Origin of the sequence: Micromonospora sp. NPDC005324 (assembly GCF_040607155.1) — a bacterium.
Taxonomy (GTDB): domain Bacteria; phylum Actinomycetota; class Actinomycetes; order Mycobacteriales; family Micromonosporaceae; genus Micromonospora; species Micromonospora trifolii.
Window position 1 is genome coordinate 142,949 of record NZ_JBEXGE010000006.1, and the last position, 19,411, is coordinate 162,359.

General features: G+C 73.0%; 15 protein-coding genes. 3 read left to right on the plus strand and 12 right to left on the minus strand.

Going from position 1 to position 19,411, the window contains the following annotated elements; all coding sequences use genetic code 11:
• Positions 1 to 28: 28 nt before the first annotated feature.
• Complete coding sequence (locus ABZS40_RS08740) at positions 29 to 787, minus strand: Asp/Glu racemase (RefSeq protein ID WP_354942725.1); 759 nt, start codon at positions 785 to 787, stop codon at positions 29 to 31.
• Positions 784 to 1,611: a hypothetical protein gene (locus tag ABZS40_RS08745; protein ID WP_354942726.1), complete on the minus strand. Its 828-nt coding sequence runs from the start codon at positions 1,609 to 1,611 to the stop codon at positions 784 to 786. Before ABZS40_RS08745 ends, ABZS40_RS08740 begins: the two co-directional genes overlap by 4 nt.
• Positions 1,612 to 1,863: 252 nt before the next feature.
• On the opposite strand from ABZS40_RS08745, the gene ABZS40_RS08750 reads away from it, so the two are divergent.
• Both ABZS40_RS08750 and ABZS40_RS08755 read left to right on the plus strand, forming a co-directional pair.
• On the plus strand, positions 1,864 to 2,070 hold the full coding sequence (locus tag ABZS40_RS08750; RefSeq protein WP_007460667.1) for a hypothetical protein: 207 nt from the start codon (positions 1,864 to 1,866) through the stop codon (positions 2,068 to 2,070).
• A gap of 294 nt (positions 2,071 to 2,364) precedes the next feature.
• Entirely contained in the window at positions 2,365 to 3,324 is a 960-nt protein-coding gene (locus ABZS40_RS08755) for a TIGR03557 family F420-dependent LLM class oxidoreductase (protein WP_354942835.1), read from the plus strand.
• A 177-nt stretch (positions 3,325 to 3,501) separates the two neighbouring features.
• Here the strand turns inward: ABZS40_RS08755 and ABZS40_RS08760 are convergent, their stop codons facing one another.
• The 5 genes from ABZS40_RS08760 to ABZS40_RS08780 all read right to left on the minus strand — a co-directional run bounded on the left by ABZS40_RS08760 (position 3,502) and on the right by ABZS40_RS08780 (position 11,946).
• Positions 3,502 to 5,004, minus strand: coding sequence for a hypothetical protein (locus ABZS40_RS08760; RefSeq protein WP_354942727.1), 1,503 nt, complete (start codon positions 5,002 to 5,004; stop codon positions 3,502 to 3,504).
• 174 nt (positions 5,005 to 5,178) lie between these two features.
• Entirely contained in the window at positions 5,179 to 7,275 is a 2,097-nt protein-coding gene (locus ABZS40_RS08765) for an amino acid transporter (RefSeq protein ID WP_354942836.1), read from the minus strand.
• Between the two features lie 87 nt (positions 7,276 to 7,362).
• Positions 7,363 to 7,722, minus strand: a complete 360-nt coding sequence (locus ABZS40_RS08770) for a hypothetical protein (RefSeq protein WP_354942728.1) — start codon at positions 7,720 to 7,722, stop codon at positions 7,363 to 7,365.
• Between the two features lie 416 nt (positions 7,723 to 8,138).
• Positions 8,139 to 8,909 (minus strand): DUF5995 family protein, encoded by a 771-nt coding sequence (locus tag ABZS40_RS08775; protein WP_354942729.1) that lies wholly within the window; start codon positions 8,907 to 8,909, stop codon positions 8,139 to 8,141.
• Positions 8,910 to 9,054: 145 nt separating this feature from the next.
• Positions 9,055 to 11,946, minus strand: coding sequence for an AAA family ATPase (locus ABZS40_RS08780; protein ID WP_354942730.1), 2,892 nt, complete (start codon positions 11,944 to 11,946; stop codon positions 9,055 to 9,057).
• Between the two features lie 195 nt (positions 11,947 to 12,141).
• On the opposite strand from ABZS40_RS08780, the gene ABZS40_RS08785 reads away from it, so the two are divergent.
• On the plus strand, positions 12,142 to 14,391 hold the full coding sequence (locus ABZS40_RS08785) for an adenylate/guanylate cyclase domain-containing protein (RefSeq protein ID WP_354942731.1): 2,250 nt from the start codon (positions 12,142 to 12,144) through the stop codon (positions 14,389 to 14,391).
• Positions 14,392 to 14,680: 289 nt separating this feature from the next.
• Here ABZS40_RS08785 and ABZS40_RS08790 read toward each other — a convergent pair whose 3' ends face one another.
• The 5 genes from ABZS40_RS08790 to ABZS40_RS08810 form a co-directional block, all read right to left on the minus strand.
• Entirely contained in the window at positions 14,681 to 15,499 is an 819-nt protein-coding gene (locus tag ABZS40_RS08790) for a class I SAM-dependent methyltransferase (protein ID WP_354942732.1), read from the minus strand.
• Positions 15,500 to 15,749: 250 nt separating this feature from the next.
• Positions 15,750 to 16,316 carry a dienelactone hydrolase family protein gene (locus ABZS40_RS08795; protein ID WP_354942733.1) on the minus strand — a complete coding sequence of 189 codons (567 nt, stop codon included), beginning with the start codon at positions 16,314 to 16,316 and terminating at the stop codon, positions 15,750 to 15,752.
• A gap of 55 nt (positions 16,317 to 16,371) precedes the next feature.
• A complete protein-coding gene (locus ABZS40_RS08800; RefSeq protein WP_354942734.1) occupies positions 16,372 to 17,478 on the minus strand; it encodes a nucleotide disphospho-sugar-binding domain-containing protein in 1,107 nt (368 codons plus the stop codon).
• 10 nt (positions 17,479 to 17,488) lie between these two features.
• Positions 17,489 to 18,811: a phenylacetate--CoA ligase PaaK gene (gene paaK, locus ABZS40_RS08805; protein WP_354942735.1), complete on the minus strand. Its 1,323-nt coding sequence runs from the start codon at positions 18,809 to 18,811 to the stop codon at positions 17,489 to 17,491.
• A 78-nt stretch (positions 18,812 to 18,889) separates the two neighbouring features.
• A complete protein-coding gene (locus tag ABZS40_RS08810) occupies positions 18,890 to 19,339 on the minus strand; it encodes a MarR family transcriptional regulator (protein WP_354942736.1) in 450 nt (149 codons plus the stop codon).
• Positions 19,340 to 19,411 lie beyond the last annotated feature (72 nt).

Sequence of the window (19,411 nt, forward strand, 5' to 3'; positions counted from 1 at the left end):
CCACCCCGCCCCCGGTCGGCCGCGCCATTCACACCCGAATCGGGCCGGCCAGCAACCGGCCGGCGTCGGGCACGTACGGTTCGACACCCAGACCCGTGAGCAGTTGGTGCACTGTCGCGGTCGCCGCGGTGAGCACCGGGCGACCGAGACGGGCCTCCACCTGCGGCACCGCCGCCAACGACGGCAGCTGCACACAGGCGGAGAGGACCACAGCGTCCACGTCGGTCACGTCCAGACGACCGGCCAGCTCGACCAGACGCTCCGCGGGGATGCGCCCGACCGCCACGTTGTCCGGCTCGCAGAGGCTCACCGCGTCGGTCACCTGCACTCCGTACGCGGCGAGGTAGGCGGCGACCGTCGCGGTCAGCGGCGGCAGGTACGGCGCGATCAGGGCGACCCGGCGGGCACCCAACGCCCGCAGCCCGGCGACCAGCGCGCCGGCACTGGTCACCACCAGCATGTCGTGCCCGGCGCGACCGGCCGCGCGGCCCAACCGCCGCTCGGCCCGCTCGTGCGCGCCGGCGCCCTCGCACATCACCGCCACCAGACAGGCGTACGCGAGCACGTCGCAGCGGGCGTCGGCCAGCTCGGCGGCACACCGCAGGGCGGAGCGGTTCATCCGGGCCAACTCGTCGGCGGTCACCTGACGCAGCCGTACCCGGCTGGCGTGGGTGGTGAAGCGGACCGTCGGGTCGACGGTCTCGCGTCGGCGCAGCATCGCCGGTATCTCGGCCTCCATTGTGGTGTTGGAACTGGGCACCACCAGGCCGATGCGGTAGCCGCTCACACCAGCGCCCCGGCGTACCCCCGGACCTGCAATCGATTTCGGGCCCCTCCGGCCAGGCGCACCTGTAGGCCGAGCGGCGCGGCGGCGCGGCGGACGTCGTCCAGGTGCAGGGACCCGTGCCGGTCCACGGTGAGCACCGGCGGTTCCTCGAGGTCACCCTCCGGCGCGTGGAACGAGAGCAGGGTGACCGAGGTGGTGAGATAGCCGGGGTACGCGGCGCGGGCCGCGGCCTCGTCCCGGTGGACCAGCACCACCAGATCGTCGAGGTGGGCGAAGTCGGCGGCGAGGGCGCCCGCCTTCCAGTGCGCCGGCTCCTCCGCCGCGCCGGTGAGATGCCGGGACCGGTTCGCCGAGGTGATGTAGAGGTGATCCGTTCCGGTCTCGGCGAGCGCCCGCTCGAAGAAGGCGTTGGACGGGCAGGTCAGCCCTGGTGCGATCACCTGGGTGGTCCGCATCCCCTGGTCGACCTGGGTGAGGTGCTCGGGGAGCCGATCCGCCGCCGGCCCACGGAAGCCGAACGGCCCGGCCCCGTAGAGGGCGTCCATCAGCGCCCGCACCCGACCGACCGGCAACCGCGGCGAGATCCGCGTCCAGTCGAACATCCCGGGAATCCGGCCGATCGCTGTGGTGATGCTGCCGACCTGGTGCACCGGCCGGCCCTTGGCCAGGTTGACCCGGCGTACGGTGGCCGCGTCGGGACGCGTCACGATGACGTAGAAGTTGGCGAACGCCGCCGCGACGATCGCGCCGCCAGCAAGCGCGCGGGCCGCGACCGCGACGTCCTCGGGGCGGTCGATGTACAAGGGCGGTGTCGGGGCGTCCATGAGTCCTCCTCGGCGGGGCCGTGAGGCAGTTCTACGTCCACTCACCCTGATGACGGCGAGGTCGGTCGTCGATCCGATAGCCGACAGGCGCTACCCGGTGCGGGCGGCGGATGCCCCGGCGGTACACAACGGCGGACGGCATCGGCCGGATGGGGGATCCGGCGGGGGTCGTAGCACGCGACCGTTAGCCGCGCGACCCGATTGGGTACAACGGCTGCACCTCAGATCCACCACATACCTCAGGAGGCAGCGATGCGCGGCACCTCGATTCTCGGAGTCATCGTCGTGATCTGGTTGGTGATCGGCGCCATCGCCGGTGGCCAGCGCGGTTACTACAGCGGCGACGACACCAACTGCGCCGAGGCAGGCACCATCCTGGTCACCATCGTGGCCGGGCCGTTGAACTACATCGGCGCCAACCCGAAGGTCGACTGCAAGCTGCCGGAGCCTTCCAAGTAGGCGACACACGTATCCCGGCCCGTGCCCCGCAGTGGGGCACGGGCCGTCGCGTTTTCGAGACGCTGGGCGTCCCGCCGGCACCACCTACGTCGGCGAGGACGCGGGCTTCGCCCTTTCTGCGTACCGCCGAGACGATTTTCGGTCGCTGGAGGCGGTCGTTCGTGTCTGTCGTCGCGCACCACACACCGGCTAGGGCATCCTAGGAGGCTGGTTTGCAGCTCGACGGCGTTTGTCAGCGCCAGGGCCGGGAACGGCCGATGCCTCCAGTCAGCGAACGGGATCGGGAGCGTGGGCATGCAGATCGGCTACAAGTTGGCCGCGGAGGGGTACGGCCCGCAGGAGATCATCCGACAGGCCGTCCAGGCCGAGCGGGCGGGCTTCGACTTCGTCGAGATGAGCGACCACTTCCACCCGTGGCTGGACGCACAGGGGCACTCCTCCTTCACCTGGAGCGTGCTCGGCGCCATCGCGGCCAAGACCAGCACCCTGCGCCTGGCCACCGGGGTCACCTGCCCGACCGTCCGCTACCACCCGGCGATCATTGCGCAGGCCGCGGCGACACTGGCGTTGATCTCCGACGGCCGGTTCACCCTCGGGGTGGGCGCCGGCGAGCGGCTCAACGAGCACGTGGTCGGGCAGGGCTTCCCCAGCGTGCGGGGCCGACACGAGCGACTACGCGAGGCGCTGGAGATCATCCGGCTGCTCTGGCAGGGCGGCTACCAGTCGTACGAGGGCCGGCACCTGCAACTGGAGGACGCCAGGGTCTTCGATCTGCCGGAGACGCTGCCCGTGATCGCGGTGGCGGCCAGCGGTGAGGCGTCCGCCCGGCTCGCCGCCGAGTTGGGCGACGGTCTGTTCGCCACCGAGCCGGACGCCTCGATCGTCGAGCACTACCGCCGCGCCCAGGGTTCGGGCCCGCGCTACGCCGAGGTGCCACTGGCCTGGGCCACCGACGAGCAACAGGCGGTGCAGGCGGTGTTGCGGACGAGCCGATGGATGGTCACCGGCTGGAAGGTGATGAGCGAACTGCCGAACCCGGTCAACTTCGACGCGGCCAGCGCATACGTCGAGGAGAAGCACATCCGGCAGCTCTTCGCCATCGGCCCGGACCCGGAACCCCACGTCGCCAAGGTCCGGTCGTACGTCGAGGCCGGCTTCGACCACATCGTCCTGCAGAACGCCGGCCCCGACCCGGACGGCTTCCTCGACTTCTTCGCCAGCGACCTCTCCGACCGGCTGCGCGCGGTGGGTTGAGCCCCTTGATCAAGTGATGAGAAGTAGGTCGACAGCGGCGCCGGAACCTACTTCTCATCACTTGATCACGGCAGCGCCGGCAGCGCGTGGCGGGCGGCGGGCGGCGGGCGGCGGTGCACCGCCCGTCTGGACGATTGTCCGGACGGGCGGTGCACTCGGGATGGGCGCGGGTCTGTGTCAGCGGAAGCAGTGCGCGATCGGTACCTGGCTGCCCTCGCAGTTGGTCGGCTCGTTCTCGACCACCACGCTCTCATCGTCGATCTTGACCTGGGCGTGCATGCCGAAGATGCCGCCGGGCTTCACCGTCGACGCGTTGTGGGTGACCTTGCTGGTGTAGATCGCCACCGAGCCCGCGCTGGCGTAGATGCCGCCGCCCTGGGACGCGGCGCCGACAGCCTCGTTACGGGTCACGTCGCTGCCGCGGACCAGCAGGTTCGCCTTCTCGGCGTAGATGCCGGCCCCGAGGCCGTGGGTGGTGTTGCCGTCGATCACGCTGTCGTCGATCGGCGTCAGGCCCTTGACGGTCGAGACGCCGCCGCCGTTGACTGTGGACGTGTTGCCGCGGATGGTCATCGTGCGCATCACCAGCACCGCGTCGGAGTTGGCGGCACCGCCGCCGACCTGGGCGGTGTTGTTCAGCAGCTCGGTGTCGGAGACCTTCGTCCGGGCCGAGAAGCTGGCCAGCCCGCCACCCTGGCCGGCGCTGTTCTGGGTGAAGGAGACGCTCTCCACGTCGGCGGCACCACGGTAGTTGCCGAGCCCGCCGCCGTAGGCGTTGGCGCTGTTGCGGTGGAACTCCGAGCGCTTCAGCGTCAGCACGCCGCCGTTGAGCAGGCCCCCGCCCTTGCCCGCGGCACCGGAGGCGCTGTTGCCGACGAACGTGGAGTCGGTGACCACCATGTTGCCGTCGTTGAAGATGCCGCCGCCACCGCCCTCGGGCGACAGCGAGGTGCTCTGCGTGACGGTGACCCGTTCCACCACGGCGGTGGCGCCGTGCACCACGTGCACGCTGCCGCCCTCGATGGCCGAGCGGCCGTTGTGCAGTTCCACGTCGCGCAGGGTCAGCTCGCCGCCGTCGCGGACGGTGAAGAACCGGAACGCTGCGGCCTGGGCGTCCCGGGCGATGGTGGCGCCCGCGCCGTCGATCGTGATGGCCTGGTAGATCACCGGCAGGCCGGCGGTGTCGTCGGCCGGGTTGTGCGGCGGCGCGTCGGCGTCCCCGGGGGTCTCCGCGGCGTCGGCGGCCTCCCGTGCGTCGCGGATCCCGCCGTCGTACTGGTCGGTCTCGTGGAACGCCTCGGTGAGGGTGTAACGGCACTTGGGCGCGAGGCGGAGTTCGCCGCCGCCCTCGGCGTTGGCGGTTACCAGCGCCGCCACCAGCTTCGCGGCGTCGCACGGGACCGACACCACGCCCCGCTTGCCGGTGCCCGGGGTGGCCGGACCGGCCCGCTCGGCGTCGTCCTGGCCGGGTTGTGGAGCCCGTCGGTCGCCGTCGCGGCGGTCGTCGTCGGCCGCCGGGGTCAGCCGGGCCAGACCGGGGAGGGTGAGAGCGCGGTCGGCGGCGGCGGCCGCTCCGGCCGCTCCCACGACCAGGCTCCCCGCCAGCAAGCCACTGGCTAAGAACCATCGGGACCGCCGTCTGGGTCGGGTCGCGCCGTCTCCCTCTCGGTACGTGGACATCAACGGTGCCTACCTTCCTGCGTACGTGACGTGACCGCGCGCCGATTCGGGCGCGGGGGGCTCGACGTGTTCGCCGGCTACCAAACGCCACGATAGGTCCGCAATACGGACAGGAAGGTGTGAACGTGAATAGTGCCCTCTTTCATCTTCAAAGCTGTCAGACCGGCTTCGATGTCACCCGCCGACGTGGATACCGGGCCGACGCAGCGGGTCCCGTTCGGTCCGGCGGATGATCTCCCGCACCACCGGCGGGGTGTCCCCCCGACCCAGGATGAGGTAGCGCGCCAGGTGCGCGATCGGGCTGCCCTCCGACCACTCGAAGTGCGCGTGCGGCCGGACGCCGGTGGCGTCGCGCAGGGCCAGCAGGATCGCGGCGATCGCGTTCGGCGCGGCCGGGCTGTTGGCCCGCAGCACCCGGAAGCCGCCCACCTCGATCCCGTGCACGCGCAGCACCTGACTGAACTCCGACGGATCGACCACATCGATCTCCAGGAACAGCACGTCCGCGGCCCCGGGCACCGGATTCATCCCGCGCTGCGCCCGCTCCTTGAGCGTGTACTCCTTCACCGACCCCTTCTGTCGCTTGTTCGCGATCAGGTGCAGCTGCCCGTCGTGCGCCAGCGACTCGGTGATGAACCGACGGGCCGCCTCGTCGAACTCGATCCGCTCGGCGCGCAGCTCGGTGGTCCGGGTTACCCGGGAGACCAACGAGACCACGATGATGCCGAGGATGAACAGGGCGGAGATCGTGATCCCGTCCGGCTGTTCGATGACGTTCTCCAGCAGCGCGTACAGCAGCACCAGGGTCAGCACTGTGAAGCCGATCGCCGAGCCGCGCCGGTGGTGACGGGCCGCGGAGATCGTCACCGCCACCGCCCCGGAGACCATCATCGCCAGGATCCCGGTGGCGTACGCCCCGGCCTGGGCGTTGACGTCGGCGCGGAAGGCGATGGTGATGGCGACGCTGACGACGGTGTAGACGATCACCACGGGGCGTACCGCCCGCGCCCACTCCGGTGCCATGCCGTACGACGGTAGGTAGCGCGGCACGATGTTGATCAGCCCAGCCATCGCCGAGGCGCCGGCGAACCAGAGGATGAGCACGCTGCTCACGTCGTAGACGCTGCCGAACACCTCCCCCAGGTAGGTGTGCGCCAGGAACGCCAGCGCCCGCCCGTTCGCGCCGCCGCCCGGCCGGAACTCCTCCGCCGGAATGAGCGCCGTGGTCACGAAGGTCGTCGAGATCAGGTAGACCGACATGATCAACGCGGCGGTGCTGAGCAGCCGACGCGTGTTGCGGATCCGGGCGGCGAGCCGGGCCTGCTTGTCCGGGCCGTCGGCCGAAACCAGGGGCATCATGCTGACCCCGGTCTCGAAACCGGACAGCCCCAGCACCAGCAGCGGGAACGCCAGCACGGCGGTGAGCAGCACCTGGCCTGGCCCGCCACCGGTCGAGGTCACCGCGGCCGTCCAGTTCGACACGATGCCCGGGTCCTCGACGATCCGGGCCACCGCGACCACGACGATCACCGCGTTGAGCACCAGGAAGACCGCGACCAACGGGATGGCCACCACCACCGCCTCCCGGAATCCGAGCAGGAACACCCCGCCGAGGATGAGCAGCAGCACCACCGTCACCACGACCGGCACGAGGGACCCTGGCAGGACGTCGGGCAGGTACGGGTTCTCCAACAGGTGCACTGTGGCGTCGGCCGAGGAGAGGGTGATCGTGATGATCCAGGAGGTGGCCACGAAGCCGAGCAGCACGAGGACGAAGATCTTGCCCCGCCAGAACGGCAACAACCGTTCCAACATCGCCACCGAACCCTGACCGTGCGGGCTCTCGTGGGCCACCCGCCGGTACATCGGCAGCATGCCGAACAGGGTGAGCACGACGATCAACAGTGTCGCCAGCGGGGAGAGCGCCCCGGCCGCCACCGCCGCGATGCCCGGCAGGTACGACAGCGTGGAGAAGTAGTCCACGCCGGTCAGGCACATCACCTGCCACCAGGCGTGCCGACGGTTCTGCCCCTCGGTCGCCTCGGGGCCGGGCGGCTGCACCTGGTGCTGGAAGAGCCACCGGCGCAGCGGGCTGGCCGGCGGTGCCGAGCGGGCCGGGGTGGCCACGCGTTCGGGCACCACGACGCCCGGCCGGCCGCCCCGGTGTGGGCGGGCCGGATCGCGGGCCGCCCGCAGCGCCGGGTCCGGCCCGCTCGGCGCGTGGCGGCGCCCGCTCCAGCGTCGTGGTTTCGCCCGGTGCTCGTCACCCATCGCCAGTCCCACCCTCACAGGTCCTGATCCGACGGTAGGCGGTGCCCCGGTGCCCGATCGGCGGAACCGGGCACCTGTTCGGCCTGCTCAGGACAGGTCCGGGACGGCGAGCAGCCGGGCGAGCGCCTGTGGGTCGGCGACGGTCACCGTGGCCGCCGGGTGCCGGGGCCGCCCCCCGGGCACCAGCGCCGGCACCGGTTCACCGAAGCGCAGACAGATCCCGCCGGCCGCACTGCTGCCGAAGGTCGCACCGCCGTCGGCCAGCGACAGGTGCGGGCCGATCGCCCGCCACCAGCGGTACGGTCCGCTCACCTCGACGGCGGTGACGTTGTCCCGGTCGGTCCGCAACTGCCACGGCCCGTACCGGATGGTCAGGTCCCGTTCGGTGACGGCGACCCAGGCCGTCGCCGGGCGGACCCCCAGCAGGGCCAGCACCGGGCGGAACACCGGATCGAATCGGAACGGAAACCGCGCCGCGCCGCCGGTCATCGGGCGCCGGGCCGGGCGGTGGGTCGCGACACCGGGCCACCCGGCCGAAGGGGGCCGGGCCGCGCGGGGCGGGGGCGGGCGGCGGGCCGACGCCGGGCCAGGACGGTCATGGCGCGGGCGTACCCGATCCGAGCCCGCCGACACCCCCGGATCCGCACGCCGTCGACGTGACCCCCGTTCGGCGCTCCCCCACCGTCGGCCGACACCCCCCGGGCCGGCCGACGGTGGCAGACGGTCGACACCCCCCGGGCCGACCGGCTGTCCCCTGCGTGACCGACCCGACCTCGGGCTGCCACGCGGGGTGGAACTGGTGGGACGCGCCCCCGCGCTCCGCCGCCCCCCACGGGGCGGAGCGCGGGGGCCCCCCGTCCCGGTTACTGCAGGAACGCCCCGAGGGGCGAGAGCAGCAACCGGCCGAGCGCCGCGGCGTTGTCGTCCAACCGTGTGCGCTCACACTCGCGGGCGTCCGGGTCGTGCCGGCACCGCCAGATCTTCTGCGCGTTACGCCAGGCGACATCGCGGGTGTACTCGACCAGTTCCCCCTGGTACCAGTCGTCGATGTCGCCGTTGAGCATGTCGATGAGCAGCTGCCACCGCTCCAGGTAGCCCCGGCGCAGGCCGGGGATCTTGTCCGCGAAGATGTTGTTGATCTCGAGGTAGTCGTGGTGCTGGTCGCTGCCGTCGACCGGCTCAGACTCCAGGTGGTCGAACGTGGTCACCAGGGCGAACGGCAGGTCGAAGTTGATGTGCGCGTTCACCCCGGCCGCCGCCGACGGCAGCGGGCGGGCATCCGGCCCCTGCATCCGCTCGAAGAGGCACGACCACGCCTTCGGGGTGCCGGGGCTGGAGTCGGTCCACAACCGCATCGCGTCGAAGTACCGGGCGGCGAACTCGACGTCGAGCCGGGAAAGGAAGACCGGGTCGACGAAGCGGTCGTCGTACAGCCCGTCCAGCACGCTGCTGGTGATGGTCAGATAGAGCTTGTTGAAGTCAGCGAGGGGGCAACTGGCTTCCAACGGTGGCAGCCGGACCAACATGTCCTGGAGCTTGGTCAGGTGATCGACCACGGCCGGCACGTCCGCGGGATGATCGGCGAGCAGGTCGACGATGTCCCGGTGCACGGGCCCCCAGACCGGTTCGATCATTTCTCCTCCATCGTGGTCGGCGGCATCCCCCGTGCCGTCGTCGACGCGGCCCAGCCTCTCAGCCGACACCGGCCCGCCGGATCAGTAGAACGACGTATCCCGGCGCGCACACGCGCCGGGATACGTACGTCAGTGATCGGGTCGGTCAGCCCCGGTGGTTGCGCAACTGGATCGCGCTGGCCTGCACGCGGGTACGGACCTGGAGCTTGTCGAAGATGTGCGACACGTGCACCCCGATGGTCCGCTCGCTGATGAACAGCCGCTGCCCGATCTCCCTGTTGGTCAACCCCTCGGCGACCAGGGCGAGCACTTCCCGCTCCCGGACGGTGAGCGCCGCCAACTCGTCGTCGGACGCCTCGACGGGGACGCTGCGCGTGCCGGTGGCGCTGTCGCGCTCGTCCAGCGACACCCGGGCCCGCCCGGCGAGCTCGCGGATCTCCGAGGTCAACGGCACCGCGCCCAACCCCTGCGCCACCCGGTACGCCTCCCGCAGGAGCTTGCCGGCGGTGGCCACCCGGCTGCGCCGAGCCAGCAGCGCCTCGGCCTGCCGCAGCCGCGAGTAGGCCGCCGGGTAGGGGTGATTGCGTCGGTCCCACTCGGCGGCCGACGCGGCCCACAGCTCCGGGTCGCTGCCGTCGAGGCGGCTCACCTCTGCGGCGCACAGCGCCAGGAAGCCCTCCACCACCGAGCGCACCGGTCGGGCGGCACCGGCGCTCTTGCGCGCCACCCGCTCGGCCACGTCGCGCAGCCGGCGTACCGCCGTCGGGTCCACCTCCACCGTGCGGCTGGCGTGCGCCTCCGCCTCGGCGCGCAGACCGTGCCAGACCAGCGCGGAGAGAATCATCACGTCGTCGGAACGGCTCTCGGTGAGGCCGCGCTGCACGGCCTGGCGGGCCACGTCGTGCCGGCCCTCCCACATGGCCAGCCCGGAGCGCAGGGTGAGCAGCGGAATGACGTGTCGCGCCCCGCCGCCGGCGAGCAGTGTCGCCACCGCGTCGAGGTCCCGACCGGCGGCCTCGATGTCGCCGTAGCCCACCGACAGCCGGCACCGGGCCAACAGCAGCTCCACGGCGTCCGCACCGGACGGTCGGTGCCGCAGGGCCGCGGCCACCACCTTCTCCGCCTCGGCCCACTGGCCCACCCGGAACAGCCCGTTGATGGCGATGGCCAGCAGCCGGGTGCCCCAGGTGCGGCCCAGCCCCAGCTCGGCCACCCGTTCGGCGCCCCGCCGGGCCACCACCACGCCCTCTTCGAGGACGTTCAGCGGCCCGGTCAGCAGCTCCGCCAGGTGCAGGTACGCGCAGGCCACGTCCTCGGGCTGACCGGCACGCTCGGCGGTGTCGAGGGCGTCGCGCATGACCGCCAGACCGGCGTCCGGGTCTTCCAGGCAGGCGTCGCTGAAGCCCAACGCCGAACTGGCCAGCACCACCTCGGTGGCGGAGCCTTCCACGTTCTCGGCCAACGCCAGCGCCTCGCGGGCCCGCTCGCCGGCGTCGGCGTAGCGGCCCAGGTGCAGCAGCAGCTCGGCCAGGCGGGCGGCGGCGCTCGCCCGGTCCCGAGGGGAGCAGTCCGCGGCCTTCAACGCCCGCTGGTACTCCTCCTCGGCCAGCGCGGAGCGACCTGCGGCGGCCAGGTAACGGGCCCGGCGGATGTGCAGCGCACAGGTCGGCTCGCCACCCCGCAGCGTGGCCAACTCTTCCAGCAGGGCCAACGCGCGGGCGTGTTCACCACAGTGGTGGGCCGCCTCGGCGGCGTTCTCGAGCAACTCGACAGGGTCCACCGTCAGCGGGCCCGGCTCGGCGGCCAACTGCAACGCCGCCGACCAGTGCCGGTGCGCCTCGGCGTAACCGTGCAGCCGCTCGGCCTCCTGGGCGGCGGCCACCGCCGCCGGCAGGGCGCGCGCCGGCTCGCCGGCCAGCCGCCAGTGGTGCGCCAGCCGGGCCTGGTGCAGCTCACCCGGCGCCGTGGTCAGCGCCTCGGCGTAGCGGCGGTGCAGCCCGGAGCGCTCGGCCGGCAGCAGCTCGTGCGCCAGCACCTCGGCCACGAGGCGGTGCCGCAGCCGGTAGCCCTCGTCGGCGCCGACCAGCAGCCGGTGCGCCACCGCGGCCCGGGCCGCGGCGATCAATTCGTCCTCCGGCATCCGCAGCACCTCGGCCAGCAGCCAGTGCTGCACCGGCTCGACCCCGGCGGCCACCGCGTGCACCACGGCGTGCGCGTGCTGGGGCAGCGCGTCGACCCGGTCGAGGAAGATCTCCCGCAGCGTCTCGGACAGGCCGTCGCGGCCGTCGCGCAGATCCCGGGCCAGCTCCTCGATGACGAACGGGTTGCCGCCGCTGCGCTGCCACACCTGCTCGTCCGCGGCCAGCGGCCGGCCGACCACCGCGGCGGCGAGCGTCTCGGTGTCGGCCCGACCCAGCGGCGCCAGGTCGAGCACCCGCACCGTGCGGAGCCGACGCAGCTCGGTGAGCACCCGGCGCAGCGGGTGCGCGCCCTGCAACGACTCGGCACGGACCGCCGCCAGCACCGACAGCTGAAGATCACCAAGACCGGCGAGCAGGTAGAGCAGGAGCTGCCGGGTGCTGCGGTCGACCCACTGGAGGTCGTCGAGGATCAGCACCAGCGGGCGACCCTCGGCGATCAGGTGCAGGCCACGGGAGACCCGCTCCAGCAACGCGCCAGCGCCGTCCGGCCCGGCGGTCTCGTCGGCGAACATCTGCAACAGCCCCCGTACCGCCGAGGAGGTGCGGGCGGGCGAGGCGGACACCTCGGCGTCGAACCGCCGCAGCGCCTGCAACAGCGGGTGCAGCGGGGAGGCGTCGCCGATGTCCAGGCAGCTGCCGGTGAGCACCACGGCGCCTCGCTCCCGCAGGCGGTTGCCGATCTCGCCCAACAGCCGGGTCTTTCCCACCCCGCTCTCGCCGGTCAGGAAGACCGCTGCGGTCTGCCCGTGCGCGGCCTCACCGAGCAACGCGGACCGAACCGTCTGCACCAGCTCGGCCCGGCCCACGAGCGGTGCGGTGTCCACATCGCTGACCATGCCACGCAGCCTAATCACAGGGCCCCATACCGTTCTACGGCCGCCTACCGCTTGTGGTACTCCTCGCGTCGACTTTGCGACTAAAGGTTGCAGGTGGCCGACATACGTCGTTCGGCAGATCCCCTGTCGGCCCAGGAATGCCAATCTCCGGAGGTGATCAGGCAACAGCGGGGGAGAAAGGCCGGTGCCATACCCATGACCACCAGCATCATCGTCGACGCACAACGGACCGTCACCCCGCTCTGGCCGGTACCCCAGGAGCGGCGCATCGTCACCGTCCTCTTCGCCGACATCGTCGGCTCCACGGCCCTGGTGAACCGGCTCGACCCGGAGGACGTCCGCGCGTTGCAGCGGGCCTACTTCGACACCGTCGCCGGTGTGCTGCACCGCTGGCAGGGGGTGGTGGAGAAGTACATCGGCGACGCCGTGATGGCGCTCTTCGGCGCTCGGCACTCCGACGGCTTCGACGCGTACCGGGCGGTGCGCGCCGGGCTCGAGATCCAGGCCGCGCTGGACCGACGGCCCATGGTCGACGGCATCAGGCTGCACGTCCGGGTCGGTGTCGCCACCGGCGAGGTCGTGGTCGACCTGGGCGACGTCGTCACCGGCGGGCACGGCGTGGCCAGCGGCGCGGTGATCACCGCCGCGGCGCGCCTGCAGGAGTACGCCGCGCCCGGTGCCGTCGCACTCTGCGCGGCCACCGCCCGCGCCACCGCCGGCCTGATCACCCAGCGTCAGCTGACGCCGGTGCCGGTCGCCGGCCGGGTGCCGCCGGTGCCGGTCTGGCACGCCGTCGGTCCGGTGCGCCCCGGCGCCGACCGGCACGACGGCCCGTTGATCGGTCGACGCCGCGAACTGGCCACCATCCGCGACCAGGTGGGCGCGGCCATCCGGGACCGGACGCCACGCTGGATCTCCCTGGTCGGCCCCACCGGCAGTGGCCGCAGCCGGCTGCTGCACGAGCTGACGCGCGGGCTGACCACGGTGGACGGCCTGTCGGTCCGCTGGTGTGTGGCGACCTGCCAGCCGTACCCCGATCAGGTGTTGGCGCCGGTCGCGCACCTGCTCCGCGGCCTCGCCGGGATCCGGCACAGCGACGGCCCGGCGGCGGTCCACGACCGGCTCGTCGCCGCCCTGACGCCGCTGTTCCCGCCGACCAGGGTGGCCACCGCGGTTCCGGCGCTCCAGCGGATGCTGACCACTCCGGACGGCTCGGCCGCCGCCCTCGCCGGTGCGGCGATCTTCCGGGAGGTCCTGCTGCGGCTGGCCGCCCACCGGCCGCTGATCGTGGCCGTCGACGACCTGGACCGGGCCGCGCCCGCGGTGAGCCGGTTCCTGCACGCGCTGTTCGGCGCGGCGACGGAGCGCGGGCTGCCGCTGGCCCTGCTCACCGTGCACCAGCCGCAGTGGGCCGACACCCGGCCCGGCCCGGCCCGACAGATGACGATCGGACCACTGGCCACCGTGCAGTCCGGACGGCTGCTGCGCCACCTGCTCACCCGGGCCGGGCAGCCGGTGGCACTGGTCGACCGGCTGCTGCCGCTGGTGGGAGGCCGGCCCGGGCACGCGGCGGCGTACGTCACGTCGCTGGTGGACGGCGCCGACCCGGCGGCGCTCGCGCTGCCCGAGGCGGTGCGCCGGGCCGTCGGCGCGGAGCTGGACCACCTCGACGGTGAGCGGCGGGCGGTGCTGATGGCCGCCGGCACCCTCGGTGGTCTGATCTCCGGCGCGGCCGTGGACCGGGCACTCGGCTGGACGCCCGGCCGCTCCGCATCCGCGCTCCGCAAGCTGGTCGCCGCCGGGCTGCTGCTCCCCCACCACGCCGCCGGGTACGCGTTCGCCGCGCCCGCGCTGCGCCAGGTCGCCGCCGAACGGTTGCCCCGCGCCCTGCGGGCCGTCTTCCAACGTCGGGTCGCCAGCACGCCGCACCTCGACGCTGTGCACCGGGACGCCAACCAGCCCGACCACGCTGGCGTGGTCAACGGCTCGGCGGCGAGGAGCGTCGAGATCGTGCGCCTCGACACCGTTGGCGCTCGGACCGGCCGCCTCGACGCCGTCTTCGCGGCGCTGGCCTCGGCGGGGCCGGGCGGTGCCACCGGCCCGACCGGGCTGAGGCGAGGTGGTCCCACCCCGACGATGGCCACCCGCCCCGCCGCGTCGGGTCCCGACGCCAACCGTACGGCAGGCCCACGCCAGCTCCGAGCCGTCGCCTCGCCGGGCGACGTACCGCCGACGCCGGCCACAGCGGCGTCCCGACCCCGGCGCCGTGCTGGCGGCGACCGATTCCGGGACGTCGGACGGCCCGCAGCGCCGATCCGCCGCACGCCGACGAGTTCGGCCGGACAGTGGACACTCGCGGACGCCGGCAATCCGCCAGGCGTGGTGCGCGCAGTACCCCGCCCACCGTTGATCCGCCCACTAGACGGCCTACCCGCCTCCGCCTAACACCCACCCACCCCCGCCCGCACCTCGCCCAGCCCTACCCAGCCCCGCCCCGCCCCGCCCCCGCCCGCAGCCCGCCCCGCCCCGCCCCGCCCCGCCCCGCCCCGTCGATCATGGAGTTGTGGTGGGTGACAAATGCCTTGGCAACCAACAAGTCGGGCACCACAACTCCATGATCGACGGGGTTGGCCGGCGATGTTGCACATGCTGTCCTGGCATAAGCGGCATCCCACTGATATCGACAACCGAAAGTGCAAGATCGGCGCGGTGGCGGGCGGCGGGGTGGGGGTGCCTAGGGTACGGACGCTGAGGCCAGTAGTGCCGCGGTGGGCAGCGCGAGCAGGCCGTCGGGGCCACGGTAGCGGGCGGTCAGCTCGTCGTACGCGGCACGAATGCGGGTGATCATGGCAGCCGGCTGGGCCTCCATCACCAGACCTGGCTTGCTGATGCCGTTGGCAGGGCCGCTCCACCAGGCCTCCGGGTCGGTGCGGTGCGCCCAGGTGATCGTGTCGCAGCGCACGTCGCTGAGCCCGGCCTGATCCATCAGGCCCGCCAACCCATCGGGGGTACGCGGGAAGTCCCGGTCGGCGTCCACGGTCGGGGCGGCGGCGCGACCTTCGACGCCAGCCGCGTCGAAGACCTCGCCCCAGAGGCTCTGCGCCTCGGGCGGGGGGTGCGGCCACACGGTGACAGCGACCCGACCGGCGGACCGGACGACCCGTCGCAGCTCGGTGATCGCGGCCAGCGGATCGCCCACGTGATTGATCACGAAGTTCGCCACGGCCGCGTCGAACGACCGGGAGGCGAACGGGAGGTGCGGCAGCGCCGCGAGGCGGACCTCGTCGGCGGACGGCACGCGGTCACGCGCCAACTCGACCATGCTGGGCTCGGCGTCGACGGCGACGACGGTGGCGCCGCGAGCGCACGCCACAGTGGCCACGGTCCCGGAGCCGGTGCCCGCGTCGAGCACCCGAGTGCCCGCCCCGACGTCGGCGGCGTCCAGCAACACTGGTGCGGGGTATGCGCAGAGCGCGGCGAGACTGCTGTCGTACGCTCCCGCGCGCCCGGCCCAGCGCGACCGCTCATATTCGTCGAAGGTCGTCGTCGTCACCGCCAGGCCCCCTTCGAAGATCTTGATGGTGGCGCCACGATATCGAACGAGGCGCATCCGGCGGTGCCCCACGCGGTGGTGAGCCGGTGGTCAGTGGGAGCGGCTGATCCGCTCACCAGCGGCGACCAGGATTGGTCCGTCATGCTGCTACGGGTCCTCGGCACCGCCACGCCCCCGCGCATCGGCGCCAGCGCCCGCTGAGCAAGGTCGGCACGTCCCCGACCCGGTCTGGCCGTCGCCGAACGGGCGCTCAGCCGGCGGCCAGGAAGGCCAGCACGCGCGGCCAGGCCGATGCGGTGGCGTCCGGGGAGTGCTCGGTCAGGTCCGGGTCGCTGAACAGATGGCCCACGCCCGGATAGCGGAAGACCGTCAGGTCGGCGCCGGCCTCGGTGATGGCCTGCTGCCACTCGTCGACCTCGTCCGGCGCGTCGTACGGGTCCGGGTCGGCGAGGTGCAGCTGCACCGGCAACCCCGGTCGGACCGCGTCCGGGGCGCCACCGGTGCCGTGCAGCAGGAGCAGCCCGGCGGCGTCGGGGCGCTCGGCCAACAGCGCCCCGGCCACACCGGCCCCCATCGAGAAGCCGGCGAGGACCGTCTCCGGTGGCAGGTCACGCAGCGCGGCCCGGGCCCGGTCCAGCACCACCTCGTGGCCGACCTTGTCGAGCAGCGCGAAGCCCTCCTCGACAGTGTCGGTGGCCGGGACGCCGTACAGGTCGGGCGTGCTGACCTGGTGCCCGGCGGCGCGCAACCGGTCGGCGGCGGCGCGCACGGCGGGCCGCAGCCCGTACACGGAGTGGAACAGCACGACGTGTCGCATCCGGTCATCCTGCCGCAGCCGACCGTGCACCCGGGGTGGCCACGCGGGGTGGGTGTCAGACCAGTGCCGCCAGCCGCGCGACCAGGTCCGTCGGTGGCGGCATCGCGGCGATCTCGCGGCTGACCTGCGCTGCGGCGGCACGCAGTCGCTCGTCGGTGAGCAGCTGGCTCAGCGCCCGCGCGGTGATGTCCCGGGGGCGCAGCGCCAGGCCGGCGCCCCGGCGGGCCACCAGCTCGGCGTTGTGCCGCCGGTCCCCCGGACCCGTGGTGGCCAGCTGGGGCAGACCGGCGGCGAGGGCGCCGAAGGCGCTGCCCGCACCACCGTGGTGCACCAGCGCCGCGCTCGCCGGCAACGCCTCGTCGAGCGGGATCCAGTCGACCACCCGCACGTTGGCGGGCAACGAGCGGGCCGACCGCTCGTCGGGGCGGACCAGCACGATCTCGGCGTCCACCTCGGCGGCGGCGGCCACCACGGCGGGCATCGGCCCCCGGTCGCCGGGGCCGGTCAGGGTGCTGCGAGTGACCAGGATCCGGGGGCGCTCACCCGGCTCGCGCAGCCAGGCCGGCAGCTCACCGCCGCCGACGTAGGACGTGTAGCGCATCGGCCAACCGCCCTGGGTGGCAAGGCTGGGTGGGGCCACGGCGAGGGCGGCGGCCGGCGCGGGCAGCTCGGTGAGGCCGTGCCGGCGCAGCGCGGCGCCGAGTCGGGCGACGGTGGCGCGGACCAGGTCCCGGCCGTCGAAGAGGGCGTTCTCCTGGCGTACGGCCGGCACGTCGAGCCGCGCGGCGGCCACCGCACCGGCGACAGCGAACGGCTCGTACAGCACCAGATCCGGCCGCCACTGGGTGGCCAGCGCGACCACCGGGTCGGTGAGCTGGTCGTTGAGCGCGCCGAACAGCAGGCCGGCGCCCCGGGTGCCGGCGGTGCCGGCCATCTCCGCCCGCGCGATCAGCGGATGACGGGGAAAGACCCGCAGCGCGATCCGGCCGAAGTCGAAGCCCGGGGCGATGTCGTGCACCGGCAGACCGGCGTCGGCGGCGGCGAGAGCTCCGCCGCCGGTGGCCACCAGCACGTCGTGGCCGGCGTCGCGGAGCGCGACCGCGAGCGGCACCAGCGGGAAGACGTGACCGACGAGCGGGGCGGAGACCACCAGCACGCGCATGGGCGCGATCCTATGTCGACGACGACATCGAGGCAGGCCGCTGGTCGACGATCCGGCGCATCTTCCCCATCGACCGTTCCACAGTGTCGGGGGCGAGGACGTCGACCACCACGCTCACGCCGATGGTGTTCTTCACCAGCTGAACCAGCAGGTCGCCGGACCGCTCGGCGGCGTCCACGTCGACGTCGGCCCGCCGCTCCACCCGCACCGTCAGGGTGTCCAGCCGGCCGTGCCGATCCAGGACACACTGGAAGTGCGGCGAGAGCTGCGGGGTGCGCAGGATCAGCTCCTCGATCTGGGTGGGGAAGATGTTCACCCCACGCAGGATCATCATGTCGTCGGTCCGGCCGGTGATCTTCTCGATCCGGCGCATCGGCCGGGCGGTGCCGGGCAGCAGCCGGGTCAGGTCGCGGGTGCGGTAGCGCACGACCGGCATCGCCTCCTTGGTCAGGGAGGTCAACACCAGCTCACCCCGCTCGCCGTCGGGCAGCACGGCCCCGGTGACCGGGTCGATGATCTCCGGGTAGAAGTGGTCCTCCCAGAGGTGCAGCCCGTCCTTGGTCTCGACGCACTCGGTCGCCACGCCGGGGCCCATCACCTCGGAGAGCCCGTAGATGTCGACGGCGTGGATGTCCAGCTGCTGCTCGATCTCGCGGCGCATGTCCTCGGTCCACGGCTCGGCGCCGAAGATGCCCACCTGTAGCGAGGTGGCACGCGGGTCGATGCCCTGACGGCGCATCTCGTCGACGATGGCCAGCAGGTAGCTGGGCGTGACCATGATGACCTCGGGCTCGAAGTCGCGGATCAGCATGACCTGACGCTCGGTCATGCCCCCGGAGACCGGGATGACCGTGCAGCCCAGCTCCTCGGCCCCGTAGTGCGCGCCCAGGCCGCCGGTGAAGAGCCCGTAGCCGTACGCGACGTGCACCCGGTCGCCGGGACGGCCGCCGGAGGCGCGGATCGACCGGGCCATCAGCCGCGCCCAGGTGCGCAGGTCGTCGCGGGTGTAGCCGACCACCGTCGGCCGCCCGGTGGTGCCGGAGGAGGCGTGCAGACGGGCGACCCGCTCCCGGGGTACGGCGAACATGCCGAACGGGTAGTTCTCCCGCAGCTCAGCCTTCCCGGTGAACGGTAGGCGCGCCAGGTCGTCGAGATCCCGGCAGTCGTCGGGGTGCACGCCGGCCGCGTCGAACGCCCGGCGGTAGTGCGGCACGTTGTCGTACGCGTGCCGCAACGACCAGCGCAGTCGGTCACGTTGCAGGGCGCGCAGCTCGTCGATGCCGGCGCGCTCGATCGGCTCCAGCTCCTCCGGACGAGGGGTGCGGTCCTGCATCGGCTGCCTCCTTGGCGCGGCGGTCCCGGTGGGGCTGCGGGTACCGTACGCCCGCTGTCGCCCGGACCGGCGGGTCGGTCAGCGGGTGGCCGGCAGCCGGTGCAGGGCGTCGACCAGCGGCGCCAGCTCGGGGGTGGCCTCCGCCTGGGCGAGCGCGTCGGTGAGCACCCGGTCGTGGGTGGGTCGGGTCTGGGCGAGCAGCTCGAAGCCGGCCGGGGTCAGCTCGGTGTAGATGCCGCGCCGGTCGTCGGCGCAGAGGATGCGGGTGAGCAGCCCCCGCTGTTCGAGGCGGGTGACGAGCCGGGTGGTGGCGCTGCCGGAGAGCGCGGCGGCGCGGGCGAGCTGGCTCATCCGCATGTGCCAGCCGTCCTGCCGGGAGAGCGCGTCGAGCACCGTGTATTCGACGACGGAGAGGTCGTGACCGGCCTGCAGGGCCCGCTCCAGGGATGTCTCGATCAGCCCGTGCAGGGCGGCGAGGGTGCGCCAGCCCTGCGCGCGGATCTCGACCGCGTCGTCGGCGATGCCCATGCCGGCCTCCTGCGTGTGATCTGAACGGACCCCAGGCTACCACGCTTGCGCCGATATAAAGCGCGTGCAAGT